The organism is Jatrophihabitans sp., from assembly GCF_036000465.1.
In the GTDB taxonomy this organism is placed as follows: Bacteria; Actinomycetota; Actinomycetes; order Mycobacteriales; family Jatrophihabitantaceae; genus Jatrophihabitans.
In genome coordinates, this window is the sequence record NZ_DASYFV010000044.1 from 1 (window position 1) to 20972 (window position 20972).

The window sequence follows — 20972 nt, forward strand, 5'->3', positions numbered from 1 at the left end:
GCGGACGAACGACGCCGGCGCGCTGCCGTGGAAGAAATCGGGGAACTGGTCCAGGTCGACGAGCTGGTCGTCGGCCGCGAACATGCGCCTCAGGGGGTGGCTGTCGACGATCTCGCCCGACCCCTCCATCAGGAAGATGCGGTTCGTGGCGACCATCGCGGTCTCGGGGTTGCGATCGAGGAAGCTCGCCACGCGCGCGAAGTACTCGGCCTCGAGGATGTCGTCCGGGTCGGGCAGGGTGATCCACTCGCCCCGCGCGTGCTGGAGGCCGAGGTTGCGTGCGGCACCCTGCCCGGCGTTCGCCTGGGTCAGCACCCGCACGACGCCGGGGCGCCGCTCGGCCCACTGCTCGAGCATGACCAGCGTGTCGTCGGTCGACCCGTCGTCGACCATCACCACCTCGATGTCGTCGAGGCCGTGGGTCTGCGCCTCGATCGAGTCGATGAAGTCCTGCAGGTAACGGCCCACGTTGTAGGCCGCGGTGACGATCGAGAACCGCGGCGCGCGCTCGCCCCCGGTCACCGAGTCGGCCCGGTTGCACCGGGAACCGGCGAATCGGGCGACCGTCGACTGATCGCGTACGGTCGGCAAGTCATAGACATGAGTATCGGCCAATCCAGCGGGCGGGTCTGCACAAAGGGTCCAACATATCCTTAGCCCCACCTGCGCCGACGCCGGCCACGACCGAAGGGGAACCCGTGATGGAGCGTGAGGCTGCGACCGCTGTCGAGACGACGGAACCGGTGAAGCCGAGCATGCCGGCCGTGTTCCGGGCCGGTTCGGTCACGCACGCGGAGGCCCTCGCCTGGTTCGCGAGGCGCAAGGCCGGGTATGTCCGCCTCGCCGAAGCAGTCGCCCCGTACGTCGACCCCACCGGGATGATCATCGATGTCGGCGCGAACGTCGGCTACTTCACCAAGATCCTGGGCGAGACCCTGGGGCTCACCGGCACGACGCACCTGTTCGAACCGGTTCCCAACCTCGCGGCCCTGTGCCGCGTCACGACGGCCGACCTGCCGTTCGAGACCGTGGTGCACGAGTACGGCCTGAGCGACGAGGACGCCGAGATCGAGATCTTCACCGACGTGTCGGGCAATCTCGGCTGGAACACCATCATCGCCGAACGGGCCGCCGGCATGACCGCGAACAAGATCCGGGTGCGCAAGTTCGTGCCCGAGGAACTCGGCGCGACCCCGGCTTTCGTCAAGATCGACGTCGAGGGCGCCGAGTCGAAGGTGCTCGGCGGCATGCTCGACGCCTTCGAGCAGTGGAGCCCGCGCCCGCCGGTGCTGTGCGAGATCGGCTGGGGCCAGGCCCACCCGCACTGGCAGGCGGAGCTCGCCGTCTTCACCCGCATGCTCGATCTCGGCTACCGGGTCTACGACATCGACGGTCGGGCGCTCGACCTCGCCCGCCTGACGAGGACGACCGACGTTCTCTTCCTCCCTCAGGAGGTCGAGCCGGTTCGCAGGACTGCGGGCTCGGTGACCCGACCCCACGGCGACGACGGTGCGATCTGGGTCCACAAGATCGGGCCCTACAGCGACGAGCGGGGCAACTCGATCGAGTACAACGGCCCCCGCGACCTCGACTGCAAGGTGAAGTTCCTCGGTCGCAACAACCGTCTCGTCCTCGGCAATCACGCCCATCTCGCTCAGACGGTGATCACCTTCGACTGCGACAACGGATTCGTCACCATCGGCGGCACCCGCGACAGCAATCCCGCCTTCCGGTCCAAGATCCGCGTCGGGCAGGACGCGCAGGTGCGCATCGGCAACGACGTGTCCTCGACCACCCCGTGCGCGATCTCGGCCGCCGAGGGCGCGGTCGTCCGCATCGGCAACGACGTCATGTTCGCCTCGGACAACGCGGTGCGAGCCGACGACGGCCATCCCATCTTCGATGTGCGTACCGGTAAGCGGGTGAACCCCTCGCGATCCATAACGATCGGAAACCACGTCTGGCTCGGCGCGGGCGCCGCGGTGCTCGGCGGCGCGAAGGTCGGCGACGGCTCGGTCATCGGCTACGCCGGCGTGGTCACCCGCAACATCCCGAACAACTGCATCGCAGTCGGCGTGCCGGCCCGGGTGGTGCGCCGCCACACCGCCTGGGAGCGTCCCCACCTGACCCTGTCGAAGCCGTACTACAAGGACGACAGCTCGACCGTCGCGCGCAGTCCCTACTGGCACCTGACGACCGATGACGGTCAGGCTCTCAGACGCGCACTCCGTCTCACCCCGGCGAACGTGCGTCACGGCCTGCGGCGCCGGGCCGGGACGCTGAAGGCCCGGTTGGCTGCGGCCCGGAAGGGCTGAATTACCGCCCGCTTAGAGGGGCACCCCGACTTCCGGCCCGTCTCGATACCATCGGGTGGCCCGGACGTGGCTCCCGCCGCGTGCCCCGAACCCAGTGAGGCTGGATCTCCGCGTGGCCAGTACGACCGCACCCGCCCGGTCCGCGGCCCCGACCGCCCCCGCCGTGACGATCCTGCGACCCGACATCCAGGGTCTGCGGGCGGTCGCGGTGTCGATGGTCCTCGTCTACCACCTGTTCCCGCACCGCTTCACCGGCGGCTTCACCGGCGTCGACGTCTTCTTCGTCATCTCCGGCTTCCTCATCACCTCGCACCTGCTGGCCCACCCGCCGGCCTCGGCCCGCGACCTCGCCACGTTCTGGTCGCGCCGCATCCGCCGCCTGCTGCCGGCGGCCTCGCTGGTGCTGCTGGCCACGCTCGCCGCGTCGCGACTGGTCGCGCCCGACACGCAGTGGGCCAACACCGCCGCGCAGGCCAAGGCCGCCGCGCTCTACATCGTCAACTGGCGGCTGGCCAACGATTCCGTCGACTACCTGGCCGCGGCGGCCGCGCCGTCACCGGTGCAGCACTTCTGGTCGCTGTCGGTCGAGGAGCAGTTCTACATCGGCTGGCCGATCCTCATCCTGATCCTCGTGGCCCTCGCCGCGTGGCGCCGCTGGAAGCTCATCCCGACCGTCACCATCGGCCTCACGATCGCCGTCGGCCTGTCGCTCTACTACTCGATCCACGAGACGATCACCGATCCGGCCCGGGCCTATTTCGTGACTCCGACCCGGGTCTGGGAGCTCGGCATCGGCGGCCTGCTCGCCGCCGCGCTGTCCCGCCGCGCCCTCGGCCGCCAGAAGGTTTCCGAGGCCGTGCCGCTGCCGGTCGGGGCCCGCGTCGTCCTCGCCTGGCTCGGGTTGGCCGCGATCCTGCTGACCGGCCTCACCTATACCGGCGCCACGCCGTTCCCGGGCTGGAAGGCCCTCGTCCCGACTCTCGGGACGGCCGCGGTGATCGCCGCCTGCGCGCCCGGCAGTGGCTGGTCCCCCGTTCGCGTGCTGAAGATCCGGCCGGTGCAGTGGCTCGGCGACATCTCCTACTCCGTCTACCTGTGGCACTGGCCGATGATCGTCCTGGTCCCCTACGTCAGCGGCGACCACCTCGGCCGGCTCGACAAGGCCGTCATCGTCCTGCTGTCCCTGATCCTCGCCGATCTCACCCGCCGCTTCGTCGAGGACCGCTTCCGCGCCGGTTCGTGGGGGCGTCCCCTGTTCAAGCCGTTCGTGCTCGGGGCGACGCTGATGGCTCTCGTCGCCGGCTGCGCGACGGCCCAGGTCGTCGAGGTCAAGCACCGGGAGACGGCGGCGAAGTCCGCGCTCGCGAAGGCCAGGACCCAGCCCTGCTTCGGCGCGGCGTCGTTCGACGCGCCCGCCCGCTGCCCGGAGAAGACGACCGGCGCCCTGACACCCACCCCGCTCCAGGCGGCGACGGACAAGTCCGACGCGTACCACAAGACCGACGGCCACGACTGCTTCGCCTTCATCCCGGCGTTCGCCGTCCGCACCTGCACGTTCGGCGACCCGAAGGCCAAGACCTCGGTGGCGCTCGTCGGCAACTCGCACGCCGGTCAGTGGCTGCCCGCGCTCGAGACGCTGGCCGCGCAGAACCACTGGCGCATCACCACCTACCTCGCCTCGCAGTGCGCCTTCGCGACCACGCGGCAAAATTTCGCCACCCCGGAGTTCGCCACCAATTGCGTCGACTGGGGTGCGAGCGTCGCGAAGCGACTCCTCACCGGGCACTACAACCTGGTCGTGATGACCAACCGCGTCTCGGTCAGCGCCGAGGGCAGGTCGCTGGCGCAGAGCTGGCCGCTGTACGCGCAGGGCTATCGGCACTACCTCGCCCAGCTCAGCGCGGCGCACATCCCGGTCGTCGGCATCCGTGACACCCCGGCCCCGAGCCAGCCGCTCATCCCCGACTGCCTGGCCGCGCACACCGACGACTACTCGCAGTGCAACGGCACCCGGGCCAAGTGGCTGCCACGCGAGCCGCTGGTCGAAGCCATCGCCGCCGTGCACGATCCGCACATCGTGCTGGCCGACCTGATCGGCCACATCTGCGGGCCGGTCGTGTGCCCGGCCGTCGCCGGCGGCGTGCCGGTCTACTTCGACGGTTCGCACATGACCGCCACCTACGCCCGCACCCTCGCGCCCTACCTCGGCGCGGTCGTCCGCAAGGTGCTCGCCGCCGCCTGATCGGTAGCGTGACGGTCATGGCCGAGCCGACGACCCCACCCGCCGACGTCAAGGACTGGACGTGGGCGATCACCGAACCGTGCCCCGACTGCGGATTCGATCCGGCGTCGGTGACGCCCGGTCAGGTGCCGGCGCTGACCCGCCGCCATGCGACGTCGGTGCGCGCGGCGGTGCTGGGACCCGGCGCCACCACCCGGGCCCGGGCCGACGTCTGGTCGCCGCTGGAGTACGGCTGCCACGTCCGTGACGTTTGCCTGCTCTTCGCCCAGCGTCTCGACCTCATGCTCACCGAGGACGACCCGCGATTCGCCAACTGGGACCAGGACGAGACGGCGCTCGAGGCGAAGTACTGGACGCAGGACCCGACCGCTGTCGCCGACCAGCTGGCCGCCGCGGCCGACTCGATCGCGAGCGCGTTCGCGACCGTCGAGGATGGACAGTGGTCGCGCCCGGGTCGGCGCAGCAACGGGTCGGTGTTCACCGTCGACACGTTCGCCCGCTACTTCCTGCACGACCTCGCGCACCACGCCTGGGACGTGCGGGCATGAGACTCCGCCTCGCCGCCGCCGGGCTCGCGCTTCTCGCCGTCGCGGGCTGCTCCGGATCGGGCGCACCGAGGAAGTCGTCGGTGGCCCCGCCGAGTTCCGCGAGCCCCCTCGCCACCGCCACGGCCCGGCCCGGCACGCCGGTCGCCCCCGCGGTGCTCGCCGCGCAGCTGCAGACCGCGGTCGCGACCGTGCGCTCGGCCCGCCTGCGCCTGGACCTCACCCTCGCCGGTGAGGCCGTGTCCGGCACCGGCGCCGAAACGCTGACCCGCGGCCGGCTGGACACCCTCACCGCCACCGAGAAGCTGCCTTCGCTCGGCGTCATCACGGTCGTCGTGGTCGGTGACACCACCTACGCCCGGCTGCCGGCCGCGCTGCTGAAGACCGACAAGCCGTGGGTGCGGGTGTCGGCCACGAGCACCAACGCGGCCGTGCGCCAGCTCGCCTCGACGATCGCCATCGCGAAGTCGTCGGCATCGCTGTCCAGCGTCAGCGGCTTCGCCGCTGCGGCGATCTCGCTCAACCGAGTCGGGCCGACCCGGGTCGGCGGGGTGGCCGCCACCGACTACTCGATGGTGATCGCGCCCGACAAGCTGCCCCGGGACTTCCCGGGCCGCGCCGATCTCGTCGCCACCGGCCTCACCGCCGTGCCGGTGCAACTGGCTCTCGACGCGAAGTCCCGCCCCGTCCGCGTCGCCATCACCGCGAGCGTCAGCGGCCAGTCGGTCGACACGACGCTCGCTCTGAGCCACTTCGACGAGCCGGTCACGATCACCGCGCCGCCGGCGGCTTCGGTCAGCTCGATCTGAGGCGTGATCCACAGGGTTCGTTACGAAGGCTGACGAACTGGTACTTATGTGACATGACCTCCCGACGCACTGCCCTGATCGTCCTGCCCGCCGCCCTCGCGCTCGCAGCCTGCGCCTCCTCGACCGCTCCGGGGAGGGGCACCGTCGGCTCGGCCGGGTCGTCGAACCCGGCGGCGCCCTCGTCCGGCGGCGCCACCCCGACCACCGCGACCGACCTCGGCACGGCCCTGCGCGCGGGCATGCAGACGGTCCGGTCCGCCCACCTCACCCTCGAGGTCGGCGTGGGCGGCCAGACGATCAACGGCCAGGGTGACGAGCAGGTCGACAACGGCAAGCTGTCCAACCTGCAGCTCAGCGAGACGCTGCCCGGCGCCGGGGAACTCGGCGTGGTCATCGTCGGCGACAAGACCTACGTGAAGCTGCCGCCCGCGATTCGCCACGGCAGCGGCAAGCCGTGGACGCTCGTCACGGCCGACAGCACCAACCCGGTCATCCAGCAGATGGCGGCGTCGATCGCCTCCGCCCGCTCGTCGGCCTCGCTCGACACGATCAAGGACTTCGCGCAGGCCGCCTCCTCGGTCACGGTCAAGGGCGCGGCGACCGTGGCCGGCGCCGACACGACCCACTACTCGATGGTGGTCGACACGGGCAAGCTGCCCTCGACCTTCCCCGGCATCGACGCTCTGAAGAAGACGGGTCTGACCCGCATCCCGGTCGAGCTCTACGTCGACCACCAGGGCCGGCCGGTCGAGGTCGACGAGAACGTCACCGTGCAGGGCCAGACGGTCACCACGAAGATCACCGTCACGCGCTACAACCAGCCCGTCACGATCACGGCACCGCCCGCCGACCAGGTCAGCTCGGGCTGATCCCGACGGGCATCACCACGCACCCGGCAGACTGAACGGGTGCATGCCGCCCTCGACATCCTCGCGCTGGTTGCCGTCGTCGGATTCGTCGCCGGGTTCGCCCGGCGGCTCGGCTGGTCCGAACCGCTCGTCCTGGTGGCGGTGGGCGTCGGGCTGTCGTTCGTGCCGAACTTCCTCGAGATCGAACTGACGCCCGACCTCGTCCTGATCGGGCTGCTGCCGCCGCTGCTCTACGCCGCGGCGATCCGCACCAGCCTGATCGACTTCCGGGCCAACCGGCGGGCGATCCTGCTGCTGTCGGTCGGCCTGGTGGCCTTCTCGACGGTCGCGGTCGGGCTCGTGTCGTGGTGGGTCGTCCCTGGGGCCAGCCTCGCCGCCGGGTTCGCGCTGGGCGCGGTCGTCGCTCCGCCGGACGCCGTCGCCGCCACCACGGTCGCCCGCCGGGTCGGCATGCCCCGGCGCATCGTGTCGATCCTCGAGGGCGAGAGCCTGGTCAACGACGCCACTGCCCTGGTCGCGCTGAACACCGCCATCGCCGCGATCACCGCCTCGGTCACCGTCGCGCACGTCGCCTGGAGCTTCGTCGTCGCCGCGGGCGGCGGTGTGGTGGTCGGGCTGGCCGCCGCGTTCGTCCTCGCCCAGATCCGCAAGCGCATCAACGACAGCGTCCTCGACACGACGCTGTCGTTCGCGGCGCCCTACGTCGCCTTCCTGCCCGCCGAGGAGATCCACGCCTCCGGCGTGCTGGCCGTCGTGGTGTGCGGGCTGCTGCTCGGTCACAAGGCGCCGATCCTGCAGACGGCCGGCTCGCGCATCGCCGAGAACATCAACTGGCGCACCGTGCAGTTTCTGCTCGAGAACGCAGTCTTCCTGCTCATCGGCCTGCAGCTGCGCCGGCTGCTCAGCAGCGTCGCCGACGAGCACCTGGCCGTGGCTCGCGTGGCCTGGCCCTGCCTGGTGGTGCTGGCCGTGACGATCCTGGCCCGCGTCGTCTGGATGATCGCCGTGGTCGGCACCATGAAGGCGCTGCGGTTGCAGGTGTGGAGCTGGCAGGTCAGCACCGTCGTCTCGTGGGCCGGCATGCGCGGCGTCGTCACCCTGGCCGCCGTCTTCCTGCTGCCGGTGGAGACACCGGCGCGGGCGCTGCTCGCGCTCGCCGCGTTCACCGTCGTGGCCGGCACGCTGCTCGTCCAGGGGCTGACCCTGCCTTGGCTCGTGCGCCGGCTGAACCTGCCGGCGCCCGACGCCGCCGAGGACGCGCTGCAGTCGGCCGGGCTCGTCACCGACGCGGCCAAGGCCGGGCTCGCCGTGCTGGAGGAGATCCGCACCGAGAGCGACCCCGAAGAGGTGCTCGAGCAGCTGCGCGAGCGGGCCAACCGGCGCAGCAACCAGATCTGGGAGCAGCTCGGCCGCTCCCAGGACGAGCTCGAACCCCCGGCGGCCGCGTACCGACGGCTGCGGCTGCAGATGCTTTCGGCCGAGCGCGGCTCGATCCTCGAGGCGCGCGGTCGGGGCGTGTACGACGACGAGGTGCTGCGCAGCGCGCTCACCGCGATCGACCTCGAGGAGTCCCTGCTCGACCGCATCGAGGACGCCGCCGCCCGGGTCGACGACGAGCTGGTCACCTCGGAGCGGCGCGCCGGCGACTGCGAGCACCTGCAGAAGGCGCCGCGACAGATGCGGGCGAACACGCCGGACGGCTGCGAGCAGTGCCTGCGCGACGGCACCCGGTGGGTGCACCTGCGGCTGTGCCTCTCGTGCGGTCACGTCGGCTGCTGCGACTCCTCGGTCGGCAAGCACGCCGAGGGGCATTTCCACGAGACCGGCCACCCGGTCATGCGCTCGATCGAGCCGGGCGAGGCCTGGCGCTGGTGCTACGTGGACGAGCTGCTGGGCTGAGGTCGGCTCAGCGCCGGACGGCGGCCAGCAGGGCGGTGTAGGACGCGACGAGGGCGGTGCGCTCGTGGTCGAGGAGCGGGTCGCCGTCGCGGCAACCGGCGGCGACCCACTCGTCGGAGTGGCGCATGGCCAGCACCCGCTGGGCCGCGGCCTCGGCAAGGGGTTCGCGAGGCGTGTCGTAGACATAGGCGTAGAGGTCGACCAGGGCCTCGGCGAGCTGATCCTCCGACGCGCGGTTCTCGCGCTGCCGCTCACGGTGCACGCGCCACCACTCGACCTCGAGCGCCGCGGCCCGGGTCGGGTCGAGGCGCAGCGACGACTGCGCCGACACCAGCGCGTAGAAGCGGCGCATGAGCGCGCGCGCCTTCTCGGGGTGGTTGTCGGGATACGGCGCCCAGGCCTGGTTCGCCCGCAGCACCCACCAGGCGCCCTGCAGCGTGCGCGGGCGGTTCATCCCGAACCCGAGCCGCACCATCCGCACGGCCGACGTCAGCACACCGCGCCAGTCACGCCGGTAGTACGCCACCCAGGCGTCGAACTCGGCCCCACCGAGCCGGATCGGATCGAAGTCCCGTGGGCCGCTCACGACCGCCATGCTCCCACCCCGTTGGCCGCCGGTCCGCCGGCCGGTATCCATCCGGTCCGGGCGTCGTTGTAGCTGGCAAGAACCGGTGCCGGCCGGTCGCAGCAGGAGGTAGTCCCATGTCGTACGCGATGGCCCACGAGCTCACGTCCATCCACCGCCGTCCCCGTCCGGGGCCGGGCCCCGCGACCTACCGCGTGGCCCCTCCCGTGACCGAGGGCTACGCGCCGTGGGTCACCATCCTCGAGCCGGCCGAGACCGCCGGAGAGTTGCGCTGGGCGACCGGGCCCGACGGCGTGCTGCTGCCGGTCCGCGACGCGGGGAGCGCCGACGCCGGCCGCGCCATTCGCCGGCGGCTGGCGGCGCTCGTCCGCCGCTGACCGCTCACGCGGACAGAAGCAGGGGCAGGGCCACCCGGCGTCAGTCGCGAGCGACGGCCCCTGGCACGTCGAGCCACACGTACATGTCACCCTCGATGCGGGGCGCCGACCCCAGCGCCCGAGTGAAGATGAGACGGACGTCGTCGGCGAACTTGGCGTTCGGGTCCACCAGGGCGACGGTCACGTGGTAGGTGCGGCAGAAGGTACGGACGTCGGCGATCGCCGACGCGCTCATCGGCGGCCGGCCCGGGTGGTCCGCGGTCCCGCTGAGCAGGATGGCACTGATGTCGGGCGGCGCGGGCGGCCGGATCCGGTAGGTGCTCACGCCGTTCGGGGCGGGCACGAACGCTTCGCCGCCGAAGATGCGGAAACGCATCTTCGACTCGACCTGCCACACCATCGGTACGTTCGCAGGCGCGCGGTCGTAGGGAAACGTCAGTGCGAGCGCGTCTTGGGGTACCCGCTTCACCGCTGAGGTCGTGAAGAAGGAGGGCACCCTGACGACCCCCGTGGGCAGCGGCACCGTGGGGACGAGGAAGGCCAGGGAAACGACCGTCACCGCCAGCAACCCGGCCGCGCGCGCGTCCGGCCGACGCCGGTGCCCGCCGCCGTCGGCGCTCTGGCGACGCGAGACCCACGCGATGTCCAGGCCGACGGCGAGCACGATCGCGGCGGCGGTCTGCACGTAGAGCGACAGCCGCGCCGGTTCGAGGTTCTCGAGGATGGGCACCTTCGTGAAGATCCGGAACGGCATCTGGCTCAGCACGGTGTGGCCACGCACCTTGAGCGTGCTGCCCAGCCCCAGCACGAATGCCACCACGCCGACGACGAACGCAGCGCGCAGGAGCAGCGATCGGCGGCCCCTGAAGGCAAGCACCAGGAGCAGCACGACGAGAGCGAGGCCGAGGTAGAACCCGTTCTCCTCGATGCTCCGGTTGGTGAAGCGGTCCCCGACGACGGCCAGGCGGGCCGGCGTGAGGAACTGTGCGCGCGTGCCGACGACCGGGGCCAGCAGGTCACCACTGAACGGGGCGAGCGACTCAGCCGAGTGAATGGCCCCGACCGGTCGGTACGGTCCCGCCAGCAGCAGGTACGCCGGGACCCCGGCGACGAGGAAGAACGCGCCGATCGCCGTCACGACCCCGCGCCACAGCACGCCGAACCGGTCGAGGACCTCTCGCGGGCGCGACAGTCCGATGACGACCAGCCCGAGAACGACCGCGAGGGCAACGGTCATCACGATCTCGGGCGAGATCAGGAACTCGGCCGCAGCGACCAGGCCTATGACCGCGCCGGCTCGCCACGGGTTCGCGCGCCGCGACACCAGCCAGTCGTCGACGAGCGGGATGAACACCGGCAGGAGCGGCAGGAAGGTCAGGAACAGATGTCGGTGGGCGTGCCCGATCATGTAGGGCGAGAACCCGAACAGCAGGCCGCCGAAGTACGCGGCGGGCAGCCACGAGGTGTAGCGCCGCAGCACCGCGAACATCGAGAACGCCGACAGCGCGAGCGCGAGCCGCAGCATGAAGTTGTACGCCGCGACCGGGCCCAGGGTCGTCGTGATCGGCAACGCCAGCACGCCGAGCAGCGGGAACGACGTGTTGAGCGCCAGGTTGGCCCCGGTCGGCGCGATCATGAAGTGCGTGATGAACGGGTTGTGCCCGTGGACCACGGCGAATCGCATCCAGTCGAGGAACCACACCTCCTGGACCGGATCACCGCACACGCAGTCGACGAGGTGGTGTTGGTCGAACGGGCCGACCGGCCAGTAGGCCAGGAAGCTCAGGAGGAGGTAGCTCAGCCCGGCGAGACCGAGCACGAGAGAGGAGCGGCGACGGAGGCGCGACCGCGGGGTAGGACCGATCGGATCAGCGTCGTCGCGGCCGGATTCGGGCGGCGCCCCGCTGGGGTCCGAGCCTTCCGCCGTGAGGTCCTGAGTGGAGAGTGGCGACGAATCGGACGGCGTGGACGGCATGAGGTTAGATCCGAACGGGTGTGCGGGAAACCGACCCGACGGCAGCAGATGCACGAGTCACAGCGGTCACGCCGGGTAACGTAACACCCCTGCTCGGCCCCTCACTCGTAGCGCCGGGGCCCCGGAAATCTGATCACGAAGGCGGTTCGGTGGAGAGTACGCAAGGGGTCGGCTGTCGGTGCACGACGACCGACGTCACGGTCATCATCCCGTGCCACAACGAGGCCGCCGCGATCGGCGGCGTCGTCGACGGGTTCCTGGCGGCGTTGCCCACGGCGCGGATCATCGTCGCGGACAACCTGTGCACCGACGACACGGCCGCCATCGCGCGGGCCAGGGGCGCTGAGGTCATCGCCGTCCCGTTGGCCGGCAAGGGTCGAGCGGTGCGTCGGCTGTTCGAGGTGTGCACGTCGGAAGTCGTGATCATGACCGACGGCGACGCCACCTACGACCCGTCGGTCGCGGCCGAGCTGATCCACCTCGTCGTGTGCGAGGGATTCGACCTGGTCAACGTCAGGCGGATCACGCCGGTCGACGAGGCCGGTGCCGCGTACCGCTCCGGGCACCAGCTCGGCAACCGGGTACTGACCCAGCTGCAGCGCCGCCTGACCGGCGTCCGGCTCGAAGACATCCTGACCGGTTACAAGGCGATGAGCCGGCGCTTCGTCACATCGCTGCCGATCCGCTCGCAGCGCTTCCAGCTCGAGATGGAGATCGCGTCGCACGCGGTCGCGATGGACTTCGCGTACACCGAGATCTCGGCTCCGTACGGCGCCCGGCCCGAGGGGTCGGAGTCCAAGCTGTCGACGTATCGCGACGGCATCTCGATCCTGCGGATGCTGCTGCGGCTCTATCGCGATCTGCACCCGTTCAACGCCTTCTCGGCCCTGGCGGCGCCGTGGCTGTTGCTCAGCATCGCGCTCGTCATCCGTCCGGTGAACGAGTACTTCCGTCGCGGCGAGGTCACCACCTTCCCCAGCCTCATCGCCGGGGTGGCGTCGTTCGTCGTCTTCATGCTGCTGCTCACGTCGGGTTGGCTGCTGGAACGGACCCGCACGCTCCGCCGGGACCTGCTCATCGTGGCCGCGAACGACCTGGAGCGGCAGATCGCCCTGATCCCCGGCGCCCGGCAATCTCGCGGCTGACCTGAGCCGACCCGCGGCCGGTCAGTCGTCGGCGCTCCGGACGGCGCCGGCACCGCCGGCGACGCGTTCTTGAGAGCTCGGTGCGCCGGACTGCGGGACTGTCCCGATTCACAGCTACGGTCTGCCTGTGTCTGAACTGACCGAGGAGAAACCGGACGCACGTCTACGCCCGATGCTTGCGCTCGGGCCACCGGCAGCCGTCGTCGTCCTGGCCAATCTCGTCTGCTGGCTGTCGGCGGCGCGTCACGGTTTCGATTTCTTCCACTCCGGCACCTGGGTGCGCTTCGACTCGCTGCTCTACGAAGACATCTCGCGCCACGGCTACAACCTCTTCTCGTGCGCCCGGATCCACCGGTACACGCCCGCCGATTACTGCGGCAACGCCGGCTGGTTCCCCGGGTACCCGACGCTCCTGTGGGTCGGTGAGCGCCTGGGCCTGAGCGCTCCGGCGACCGGGGTCGTCGTGTCCGTCGGCTTCGAATTCGGCCTGCTCCTCGTGCTCTGGAACGGCTTCCTCAGGCACGGCCGCGACCGTGCGGCTGCCCTGATGGCGCTGGCCACTGCCGGGTTCTTCTTCGGCCAGGTGTACCAGCGCGCAGTGTTCCCGATCTCCATGGAGATCTTCTTCCTGCTCCTCACGGTGTGGTTCGCGCAGCGTCGGTGGTGGGTGCGCACGGGCCTGGCCGGTGCGGCCGCCGCGTTCACGTATTCGACCGGCTTCCTGCTCATCGCTGCGCTGGGGCTCTGGATCCTGCTCGAGCCTTCGATCGGCCCGTTCCTCGGCAAGGTCAGGGCGGCGATCGTGGCCTGCGGGCTGACGCTCGTCGGCTACCTCGCCGTCCTGACGGTGCAGCGGATCGGCACCGGAACCTGGAGCGCCTTCTTCAAGATCCAGAAGAAGTACGGCTACTCCGGGCTGCATCTGCCGACCTCGAAGCTGGCGGTGACGCTGCGACCGTTGTTCGCGCAGGGGCTCGGACGTCATCAGGTGGCGGCCCTGCAGACCCTGCTCGTCGCCGTCCTGTGCGTCGGTCTGGCCGGTTGGGCCCTGTGGCAGCGGCGAAACCTCGAACCGCTCGACCGGTTGGTGCTCACCACCGTGCTGGTGTTCTGGCTGTTCCCGCTCAGTCTCGGGGCCGACGTTCACCTCTACCGCAGTGAGGCGCTGCTGCTTCCCTCGGTGTTGCTGACGCGCAAGCTACCGCGCGCCGTGCAGGCGGTGGCGCTCGGCGGGCTGGTCGTACTGAGCTACGTCATGAGCGCGCTGTACTTCCAGCGGGTTCTGATCTGAACCGCCGCCTGGCATGACGAAAGGGGCGGTCCCTCTCGGGACCGCCCCTTCGTTGTGTTCAGGTACTGCTGATCCAGCGCGGGATCAGAAGTCCATGTCACCGCCGGGCATGCCGCCACCGGCCGCCGCGGACGCCTTCTCCGGCTTGTCGGCAACGACGCACTCGGTGGTCAGGAAGAGCGCGGCGATGGACGCGGCGTTCTGCAGCGCCGAGCGGGTGACCTTGGTCGGCTCGACGATGCCCTCCTTGAACATGTCGACGTACTCGCCGTTGGAGGCGTTCAGGCCCCAACCGGGCTTCAGGCCCAGCACCTTCTCCGAGACGACGCCGCCCTCGAGGCCGGCGTTGATGGCGATCTGCTTCAGCGGGGCGAGCAGCGCGACCTTGACGATATTCGCACCGGTGGCCTCGTCGCCCGTGAGCTCCAGCTTCTCGAACGCCGTGACGGTCGCGTTGGCCAGAGCCACGCCACCACCCGGGAGCAGGCCCTCCTCGACGGCCGCCTTCGCGTTGCGAACGGCGTCCTCGATGCGGTGCTTGCGCTCCTTGAGCTCGACCTCGGTGGCCGCGCCGACCTTGATGACCGCGACGCCGCCGGCCAGCTTCGCCAGCCGCTCCTGCAGCTTCTCGCGGTCGTAGTCGGAGTCGGACTTGTCGATCTCGGCGCGGATCTGGTTGACGCGACCCTGGATCTGGTCGGCGTCACCGGCACCCTCGACGATCGTCGTCTCGTCCTTGGTGGTGGTGAACTTGCGCGCGCGGCCGAGCAGCTCCAGGCCGGCGGTCTCGAGCTTGAGACCGACGGTGTCGCTGATGACCTCGCCACCGGTGAGGATGGCGATGTCGGCGAGCATGGCCTTGCGGCGGTCGCCGAAGCCCGGAGCCTTGACGGCGACGGACTTGAACGTGCCGCGGATCTTGTTCACGACCAGGGTCGCGAGGGCCTCGCCCTCGACGTCCTCGGCGATGATGGCCAGCGGCTTGCCGGTCTGCATGACCTTCTCGAGCAGCGGCAGCATGTCCTTGACGTTGGAGATCTTGCCCTCGTGGATGAGGATGTACGGGTCCTCGAGGTCGGTCTCCATGCGCTCGGCGTCGGTGACGAAGTACGCCGACAGGTGACCCTTGTCGAAGCGCATGCCCTCGGTGAGCTCGAGCTCGAGGCCGAAGGTGTTGCTCTCCTCGACGGTGATGACACCTTCCTTGCCGACCTTGTCCATGGCCTCGGCGATGATCTCGCCGACCGTGGTGTCAGCCGCGGAGATGGACGCGGTGGCCGCGATCTGCTCCTTGGTCTCGACGTCCTTGGCCTGGTTGCCCAGCACCTCGGAGACGGACGCGACGGCGGCCTCGATGCCGCGCTTGAGCGCCATCGGGTTCGCGCCGGCCGCGACGTTGCGCAGGCCCTCGCGCACGAGCGCCTGGGCGAGCACGGTGGCCGTGGTGGTGCCGTCACCCGCGACGTCGTCGGTCTTCTTGGCGACCTCCTTGACGAGCTCGGCGCCGATCTTCTCGTACGGCTCCTCGAGCTCGATCTCCTTGGCGATGGAGACACCGTCGTTGGTGATCGTGGGGGCGCCCCACTTCTTCTCCAGCACGACATTGCGGCCCTTCGGGCCGAGCGTCACCTTCACTGCGTCGGCGAGCTGGTTCATGCCGCGCTCGAGGCCGCGACGGGCCTCCTCGTCGAACGCGATCAACTTTGCCATTCGGCTTTCGTCCCTTCACTGAACATGCCTGTGATCCGGCCGGCGGTGCCCGCGACGGACGGCGGCTCACTGGAGCGCCTCACCTCAGGCCAGCTGGCACTCAGGCTAGCCGAGTGCTAATTCAGGTTTAGCACTCGCCCCGGTCGAGTGCAAGAATTCGGGCCGCCCGCGGCCCGCCCGATCCGCCTACGCTGGGCCGATGGCGCAGCTGACGCAGGTCGCGAGATTCGCCGCCGGCCTGTACCGGCAGAAGGCGGTGACCGCCTATCACGGCTACGCCCGGCACGACCCGATGGCGCTGCTTCAGCTGGGGCCGGCCCGCGACAACCCCTACCCGATCTACGAGCGGCTGCGCGCCGAGGGCCCGATCAGCCGGACCCGGCTCGGCAACTGGGTCAGCACGAGCCATCCCGTGTGCAACCGGGTGCTGCGCGACCGCCACTTCGGCGTCCGCCCGGAGGGCCCGGTCGAGGACGACGGTTTCGGACTGTCCTTCCTCGAGCTCAACCCGCCCGATCACACCCGGCTGCGCCGCCTGGCCACGCCCGCGTTCAGCCCGAAGCAGATGGCCGGCTACCGCGAGCGCATCGAGAAGACGGTGCACCAGCTGATCGACGACCTGCCCGACGGCCCCTTCGACCTGGTTCCCGCGTTCGCCGCGCCGCTGCCCATCGCGGTGATCACCGACCTGCTCGGCATCCCGAACGCGCACGCCGACGACTTCGCCGTGTGGGGCGCGACCATCGGCAGCGCGCTCGACGGCGTGAAGTCGCTGCGCCACGCCCGCGAGCTGATGGCGGCGAACGCGTCGCTGGCCGCGCTGTTCGAGCAGCTGTTCGAGCTGCGCCGCCGCGACCCGGCCGACGATGTCATCAGCAGCGTCGTCGCGGCCGAGGGCGAGCGCATCTCCGGCGCCGAGATGGTGCCGCTGTGCACGCTGCTGCTCATCGCCGGGTTCGAGACGACGGTGAACCTGATCAGCAACGGCGTGCTGGCTCTGCTCGACCACCCGGACGAGTGGGCCGCGCTCGGCGCCGACCCGTCGCTCGCCGCGAACACGGTCGAGGGGGTGCTGCGCTTCGACCCGCCGGTGCAGCGCACCGCGCGCGTCGCGCTGGCCGACGTCGAGGTCGGAGGTGTGACGGTGCGGCGCGGCCAGTTCGTGGCGACGCTGATCGGCGGGGCCAACCGCGACCCGTCCGTCTACGCCGAGCCGGGCCGCTTCGACATCACCCGCTCGCTGCCGGTCGAGCACCTCGCGTTCTCCAGCGGCATCCACTACTGCCTCGGCCAACCGCTGGCCCGGCTCGAGGCGACGATCGCGTTCCGGGTGCTCGCCGAGCGGCGGCCCGGCCTGCGCCGCGCGGGGCGGGTCGTGCGGCGCAACGCCGCGACCATCCGCGGGCCGCTGCACCTGCCGCTCGCGGATTAAGGGCAGAACGGCCCGGACCGCGTTGTCCGGGCCGCCCTTGTCCTTGGCGGTTCGTCTCGGTCAGCCGACGATGCGCACGCCGTCCGCCTGCGGGCCCTTCGGGCCCTGGACGACCTCGAACTCCACCCGCTGGTTCTCCTCGAGGGACTTGTAGCCTTCGGACTGGATCGCCGAGTAGTGGACGAAGACGTCCTGCCCCCCGTCGACGGCGATGAAGCCGAAGCCCTTCTCGTTGTTGAACCACTTCACGGTGCCCTGTGCCACGTGCACTCCTTGCTAGGGGCCGGTCCGGTCCCGCACCGCGCGGGGCCGGGGTCTTCGTTCCACTGGTCCCCGCTTCACGTGGGCACGCTCCGCGATAACACTCGTCACTTCGACCGGGGCGGACGCTACACGGCTGATTGAGGGTTTTCCAGGGCCGTCCAACCCGCGACTTCGGCCCGTCTTCCCTCGATCTTCCGGGGGATTTTGATCGTGTCGCGAACGAATACGAAGATCGTCACGTCCGGCCGTAGACGAGGGTCGTGCCGCCCTTGGTCAGGGTGAGGTGGCTGCCGGCGAGCGACCATACGATCGTGCCGGCGAAGAAGTCCGAGATCACGGTCGCCCGGGTGCACGGGTCCGCGCCGGTGCCCGTCGGCGCGCAGCCGGCGAGGGTCGAGCCCAGTCCGGTCAGCGTGATGGTGTTCGCGCCGATCGCGACCGGCCTGCCGTCGGGCACGCTGTGGAAGTTCACGCCGTCGTCGACGCTCAGCGAGCCGCGCTGGTCGATGGTCAGCTTCAGCTCGGCCTTCGTCGTGTCGAGCGGCTGGCGGAACGTCGGGCTGGTCACCTGGGACAGCAGCCAGGTCGTGCCGAGCAGGACGGACCGCGGTGCCGTCGAAGTCAGCCTGGTGAAAATCAGCTTCGTGCCGGCCTTCGTGATCGTCAGCGTGCCGTCGACGATCGACCAGACGGTGCGTCCGGACAGCGCGTCGTCGACCGCGGCGGTCAGCGTGGGGGCATCCGCCGCCCGCTGGGGGCAGGAGTGCTCCTGCGCGACGCGATTCGAGAACGTGGCCGATCCGCGGCCGAGCCGGACGTTGCCGGTGACGGCCCGACACGGTTCCTCGACGCGGAATCCGCGAACGCCGTCGAAGGTGAGCGTGATGGCCGAGGTGTCCGACGAGCCGGACCCGGAGGACGCGGTGCCGGTGTCCTGCTCGACGCCGGACAGCCCCCAGGTGACCCCGACGAGCTTCGCCGGATCGGTGCTCGTGACGGGCGCGGGCTTCGGCGCATAGGTCAGCTCGCCGACCCCGGCCTTGGTCAGCACCAGCTGCCCGTTGCTGATGGTCCAGCCGACGTCCCCGACGAGGATGCGGTCGATCCGGGCGGTTGACGCCTGGATGTCCGGGCAGCCCATCGCGGTGATGGCGAGGTTTCCGAGTACGAGCTTGCTCGCCTGGATGTCCACCGGTCCGCTGAAGGAGTTGCAGCCGTCGCTACCCGAGACCTTGCCGCCGACGGTGAACTCCAGGAGCGCATCCAGCCCGGGGCCCGCCGGCAGGTTCGCGGTCTGCGGAAGCCCCTCGGTGCCGCTGGGTCGGAGCCGGGTCAGCTGCCAGCTCGTGCCGGCGAGCTCGGACTGACCGGCGGGCTGCGGACTCCCGCTGTCTCGCGTCACCGCGACCCCGATCACGACGGCGGCCGCGACGACGGCCGCGCCGGTGAGCGCGGCGACCCAGGTACGCCGGTGGTGCGGCGGGGCCGGGACGGATCGCTCGATCTCGACCTCGTCGCGATCCGCGGGCGCGAGCGTCGGCACCGGGGTGGCCTCGCGCCAGCGCGCGCCGGCACCGTGCAGACGGGCGTCCATCTGCTCGTCGGTGAACTCAGGCATCGGTGTCTCCCAACAGGGTGCGCAGCCGCCGGCGCGCGTCGAACAGCGTGGACTTCACCGTCCCGACCGAGCAGGCCATCGCGCCCGCGGTCTCGTCGACGGTGAGCCCGACGAAGTAGTGCAGGTGCACGGCGAGCTGCTGCCGCTCGGCCAGCTGCTCGATCGCGCGCTCGAGGTCGATGTCGGCCGCGTGGTCGGTGCTGGCGGCGTCGGGCACGGGCGAGGTGTCGTCGACGACCTTGAGCCGCCGCGCCCGCGAGCGGCGCGCGGCCCGGGCCTGGTCGGCCGTGATCGCGAGCAGCCAGGCCGTCGCCGTCCCGCGCCGCGGGTCGAACTGGTCGCACTTGCGCCACGCCCGGGCGAGCGACTCCTGCACGATGTCGTCCGGGTCGGTCTGGGGCGCGAGGCGGCGCGCCAGTCGGTTCATCGCCGGCAACGAGGGGCGGGCCCACTCGTCGAAGGCGCCCGGGTCGCCGGACAGCTCCGGCTCGGTCTGCACGTCCACACCTTGTCTACGGCCGCCGCCGCGCACAAGGTTGGGTCCCCCGCGCCCCTTCTCCTCGCTGGTGACCCCAAGGCACCGACGCGGTCCGACGCGAGGGGAACCCGATCGTGCTACAGCAGGCCGGCCTCGCGCATGCCCTTGATCGTCGGCTTGATGACGGCGGTCGGGTGCGCGCCCTCGCTGACCGCGTCGACCGTCTTCAGGCCGTCGCCGGTGTTGTAGACGACGGTCTCGATGGAGGTGTCGATGGCGCCGGACTCGACCAGCTTCTTCAGCACGGCGACGGTGACCCCGCCGGCGGTCTCGGCGAAGACGCCGGTGGTGCGGGCCAGCAGGCGGATGCCCTCGCGGATCTCGTCGTCGTCGACCGCGGCCATCGAGCCACCCGACGCGCGGACGGCATCGAGGGCGTACGGGCCGTCGGCCGGGTTGCCGATATTGAGCGATTTCGCGATGCCGGTGGGACGCACCGGCTGCACGACGTCGTCACCCGCGGCGAACGCCGTCGCGATCGGCGCGCACCCGGCCGACTGCGCGCCGTAGATGCGCCAGTCGGACGCCGGCACGAGCCCGGCGGCAACCAGCTCCTTGAACGCCTTGTTGATCTTGGTCAGCATGGACCCGGACGCCATCGGGGCGACGTACTGACCGGGCAGGCGCCAGCCGAGCTGCTCGGCGACCTCGTAGCCCAGCGTCTTCGAGCCCTCGGCGTAGTACGGCCGGATGTTGACGTTGACGAACCCGGTGTTCTCGAACTCGTCGGTCTCGGCGAGCTCGGAGCAGAGCCGGTTCACGTCGTCGTAGGAGCCCTCGATGCCGACGAGCGTGCCGCCGTAGATCGCGGTCTGGGTGATCTTGGCCGACTCGAGGTCGGCCGGGATGAACACGATCGACGGCATCCCGATACGGGCGGCGTGGGCGGCGACGGAGTTCGCCAGGTTTCCGGTCGAGGCGCACGCGATGCGCGAGAACCCGAGCTCGCGCGCGGCCGTGATGGCCACCGACACGACGCGGTCCTTGAACGAGTGCGTCGGGTTGGCCGAGTCGTCCTTGACGTAGAGGGGCGCGGTGAAGCCGAGCTCGTCGGCGAGGCGGTCGGCCCGGATCAGCGGCGTCATGCCGGTGTTCGAGTCGACGCGGGTGGCGGGGTTCTGCCCGACGGGCAGCAGCCCGGCGTAGCGCCACAGCGAGTGCGGGCCGGCCGCGATCTCGTCGTGGGTGACGCGGGCGAGCGCGGCGGCGTCGTAGCCGATCTCGAGCGGACCCCAACACTCCGAGCAGGCGTGCTGGGCCCCGAGCGGGAACTCGGCGCCGCAGTTGCGGCAGACGAGCGCGGACGCGGGCGATGGGACCGTGTGACGGTCGACCAATGCAGTCATTTCCGAGGCCT

At 70.7% G+C, this 20972-nt stretch carries 18 protein-coding genes; 10 read left to right on the forward strand and 8 right to left on the reverse strand.

The window, feature by feature from the left end:
- A partial coding sequence (locus tag VGN18_RS13885) for a glycosyltransferase family A protein (protein WP_327540294.1) occupies positions 1 to 522 on the reverse strand: 522 nt, incomplete at its 3' end.
- A gap of 179 nt (positions 523 to 701) precedes the next feature.
- Here VGN18_RS13885 and VGN18_RS13890 point away from each other — a divergent pair.
- From VGN18_RS13890 to VGN18_RS13915, 6 genes are all read left to right on the forward strand, one after another.
- Positions 702 to 2315, forward strand: coding sequence for an FkbM family methyltransferase (locus tag VGN18_RS13890; protein ID WP_327540295.1), 1614 nt, complete (start codon positions 702 to 704; stop codon positions 2313 to 2315).
- A 112-nt stretch (positions 2316 to 2427) separates the two neighbouring features.
- A complete protein-coding gene (locus tag VGN18_RS13895) occupies positions 2428 to 4557 on the forward strand; it encodes an acyltransferase family protein (RefSeq protein ID WP_327540296.1) in 2130 nt (709 codons plus the stop codon).
- 17 nt (positions 4558 to 4574) lie between these two features.
- Positions 4575 to 5105 (forward strand): DinB family protein, encoded by a 531-nt coding sequence (locus VGN18_RS13900; RefSeq protein ID WP_327540297.1) that lies wholly within the window; start codon positions 4575 to 4577, stop codon positions 5103 to 5105.
- On the forward strand, positions 5102 to 5911 hold the full coding sequence (locus VGN18_RS13905) for a hypothetical protein (protein WP_327540298.1): 810 nt from the start codon (positions 5102 to 5104) through the stop codon (positions 5909 to 5911). Before VGN18_RS13900 ends, VGN18_RS13905 begins: the two co-directional genes overlap by 4 nt.
- A 53-nt stretch (positions 5912 to 5964) precedes the next feature.
- Positions 5965 to 6780 carry a hypothetical protein gene (locus VGN18_RS13910; protein WP_327540299.1) on the forward strand — a complete coding sequence of 272 codons (816 nt, stop codon included), beginning with the start codon at positions 5965 to 5967 and terminating at the stop codon, positions 6778 to 6780.
- A gap of 39 nt (positions 6781 to 6819) precedes the next feature.
- Complete coding sequence (locus tag VGN18_RS13915; RefSeq protein WP_327540300.1) at positions 6820 to 8679, forward strand: Na+/H+ antiporter; 1860 nt, start codon at positions 6820 to 6822, stop codon at positions 8677 to 8679.
- 7 nt (positions 8680 to 8686) lie between these two features.
- On the opposite strand, the gene VGN18_RS13920 is transcribed toward VGN18_RS13915, so the two are convergent.
- On the reverse strand, positions 8687 to 9265 hold the full coding sequence (locus VGN18_RS13920) for a hypothetical protein (RefSeq protein ID WP_327540301.1): 579 nt from the start codon (positions 9263 to 9265) through the stop codon (positions 8687 to 8689).
- A 116-nt stretch (positions 9266 to 9381) separates the two neighbouring features.
- Here VGN18_RS13920 and VGN18_RS13925 point away from each other — a divergent pair, with 116 nt between their 5' ends.
- A complete protein-coding gene (locus VGN18_RS13925; RefSeq protein ID WP_327540302.1) occupies positions 9382 to 9642 on the forward strand; it encodes a hypothetical protein in 261 nt (86 codons plus the stop codon).
- A gap of 40 nt (positions 9643 to 9682) precedes the next feature.
- On the opposite strand, the gene VGN18_RS13930 is transcribed toward VGN18_RS13925, so the two are convergent.
- A complete protein-coding gene (locus tag VGN18_RS13930; RefSeq protein ID WP_327540303.1) occupies positions 9683 to 11461 on the reverse strand; it encodes a hypothetical protein in 1779 nt (592 codons plus the stop codon).
- Between the two features lie 305 nt (positions 11462 to 11766).
- On the opposite strand from VGN18_RS13930, the gene VGN18_RS13935 reads away from it, so the two are divergent.
- Positions 11767 to 12762, forward strand: a complete 996-nt coding sequence (locus VGN18_RS13935; protein ID WP_327540304.1) for a glycosyltransferase family 2 protein — start codon at positions 11767 to 11769, stop codon at positions 12760 to 12762.
- A 127-nt stretch (positions 12763 to 12889) separates the two neighbouring features.
- Positions 12890 to 14053 (forward strand): hypothetical protein, encoded by a 1164-nt coding sequence (locus tag VGN18_RS13940; RefSeq protein ID WP_327540305.1) that lies wholly within the window; start codon positions 12890 to 12892, stop codon positions 14051 to 14053.
- Positions 14054 to 14137: 84 nt separating this feature from the next.
- On the opposite strand, the gene groL is transcribed toward VGN18_RS13940, so the two are convergent.
- Complete coding sequence (gene groL / locus VGN18_RS13945) at positions 14138 to 15763, reverse strand: chaperonin GroEL (RefSeq protein ID WP_327540306.1); 1626 nt, start codon at positions 15761 to 15763, stop codon at positions 14138 to 14140.
- Positions 15764 to 15962: 199 nt separating this feature from the next.
- Here groL and VGN18_RS13950 point away from each other — a divergent pair, with 199 nt between their 5' ends.
- Entirely contained in the window at positions 15963 to 17195 is a 1233-nt protein-coding gene (locus VGN18_RS13950; protein WP_327540307.1) for a cytochrome P450, read from the forward strand.
- 60 nt (positions 17196 to 17255) lie between these two features.
- Here VGN18_RS13950 and VGN18_RS13955 read toward each other — a convergent pair whose 3' ends face one another.
- From VGN18_RS13955 to thrC, 4 genes are all read right to left on the reverse strand, one after another.
- The gene (locus VGN18_RS13955) at positions 17256 to 17459 is read right to left on the reverse strand and encodes a cold-shock protein (RefSeq protein ID WP_327540308.1); all 204 of its coding nucleotides are present in this window, start codon (positions 17457 to 17459) and stop codon (positions 17256 to 17258) included.
- A 235-nt stretch (positions 17460 to 17694) separates the two neighbouring features.
- The gene (locus VGN18_RS13960) at positions 17695 to 19077 is read right to left on the reverse strand and encodes an META domain-containing protein (RefSeq protein WP_327540309.1); all 1383 of its coding nucleotides are present in this window, start codon (positions 19075 to 19077) and stop codon (positions 17695 to 17697) included.
- Complete coding sequence (locus tag VGN18_RS13965) at positions 19070 to 19576, reverse strand: RNA polymerase sigma factor (protein WP_327540310.1); 507 nt, start codon at positions 19574 to 19576, stop codon at positions 19070 to 19072. Before VGN18_RS13965 ends, VGN18_RS13960 begins: the two co-directional genes overlap by 8 nt.
- A 116-nt stretch (positions 19577 to 19692) precedes the next feature.
- Entirely contained in the window at positions 19693 to 20961 is a 1269-nt protein-coding gene (gene thrC, locus VGN18_RS13970; RefSeq protein WP_327540311.1) for a threonine synthase, read from the reverse strand.
- Positions 20962 to 20972: the final 11 nt, after the last annotated feature.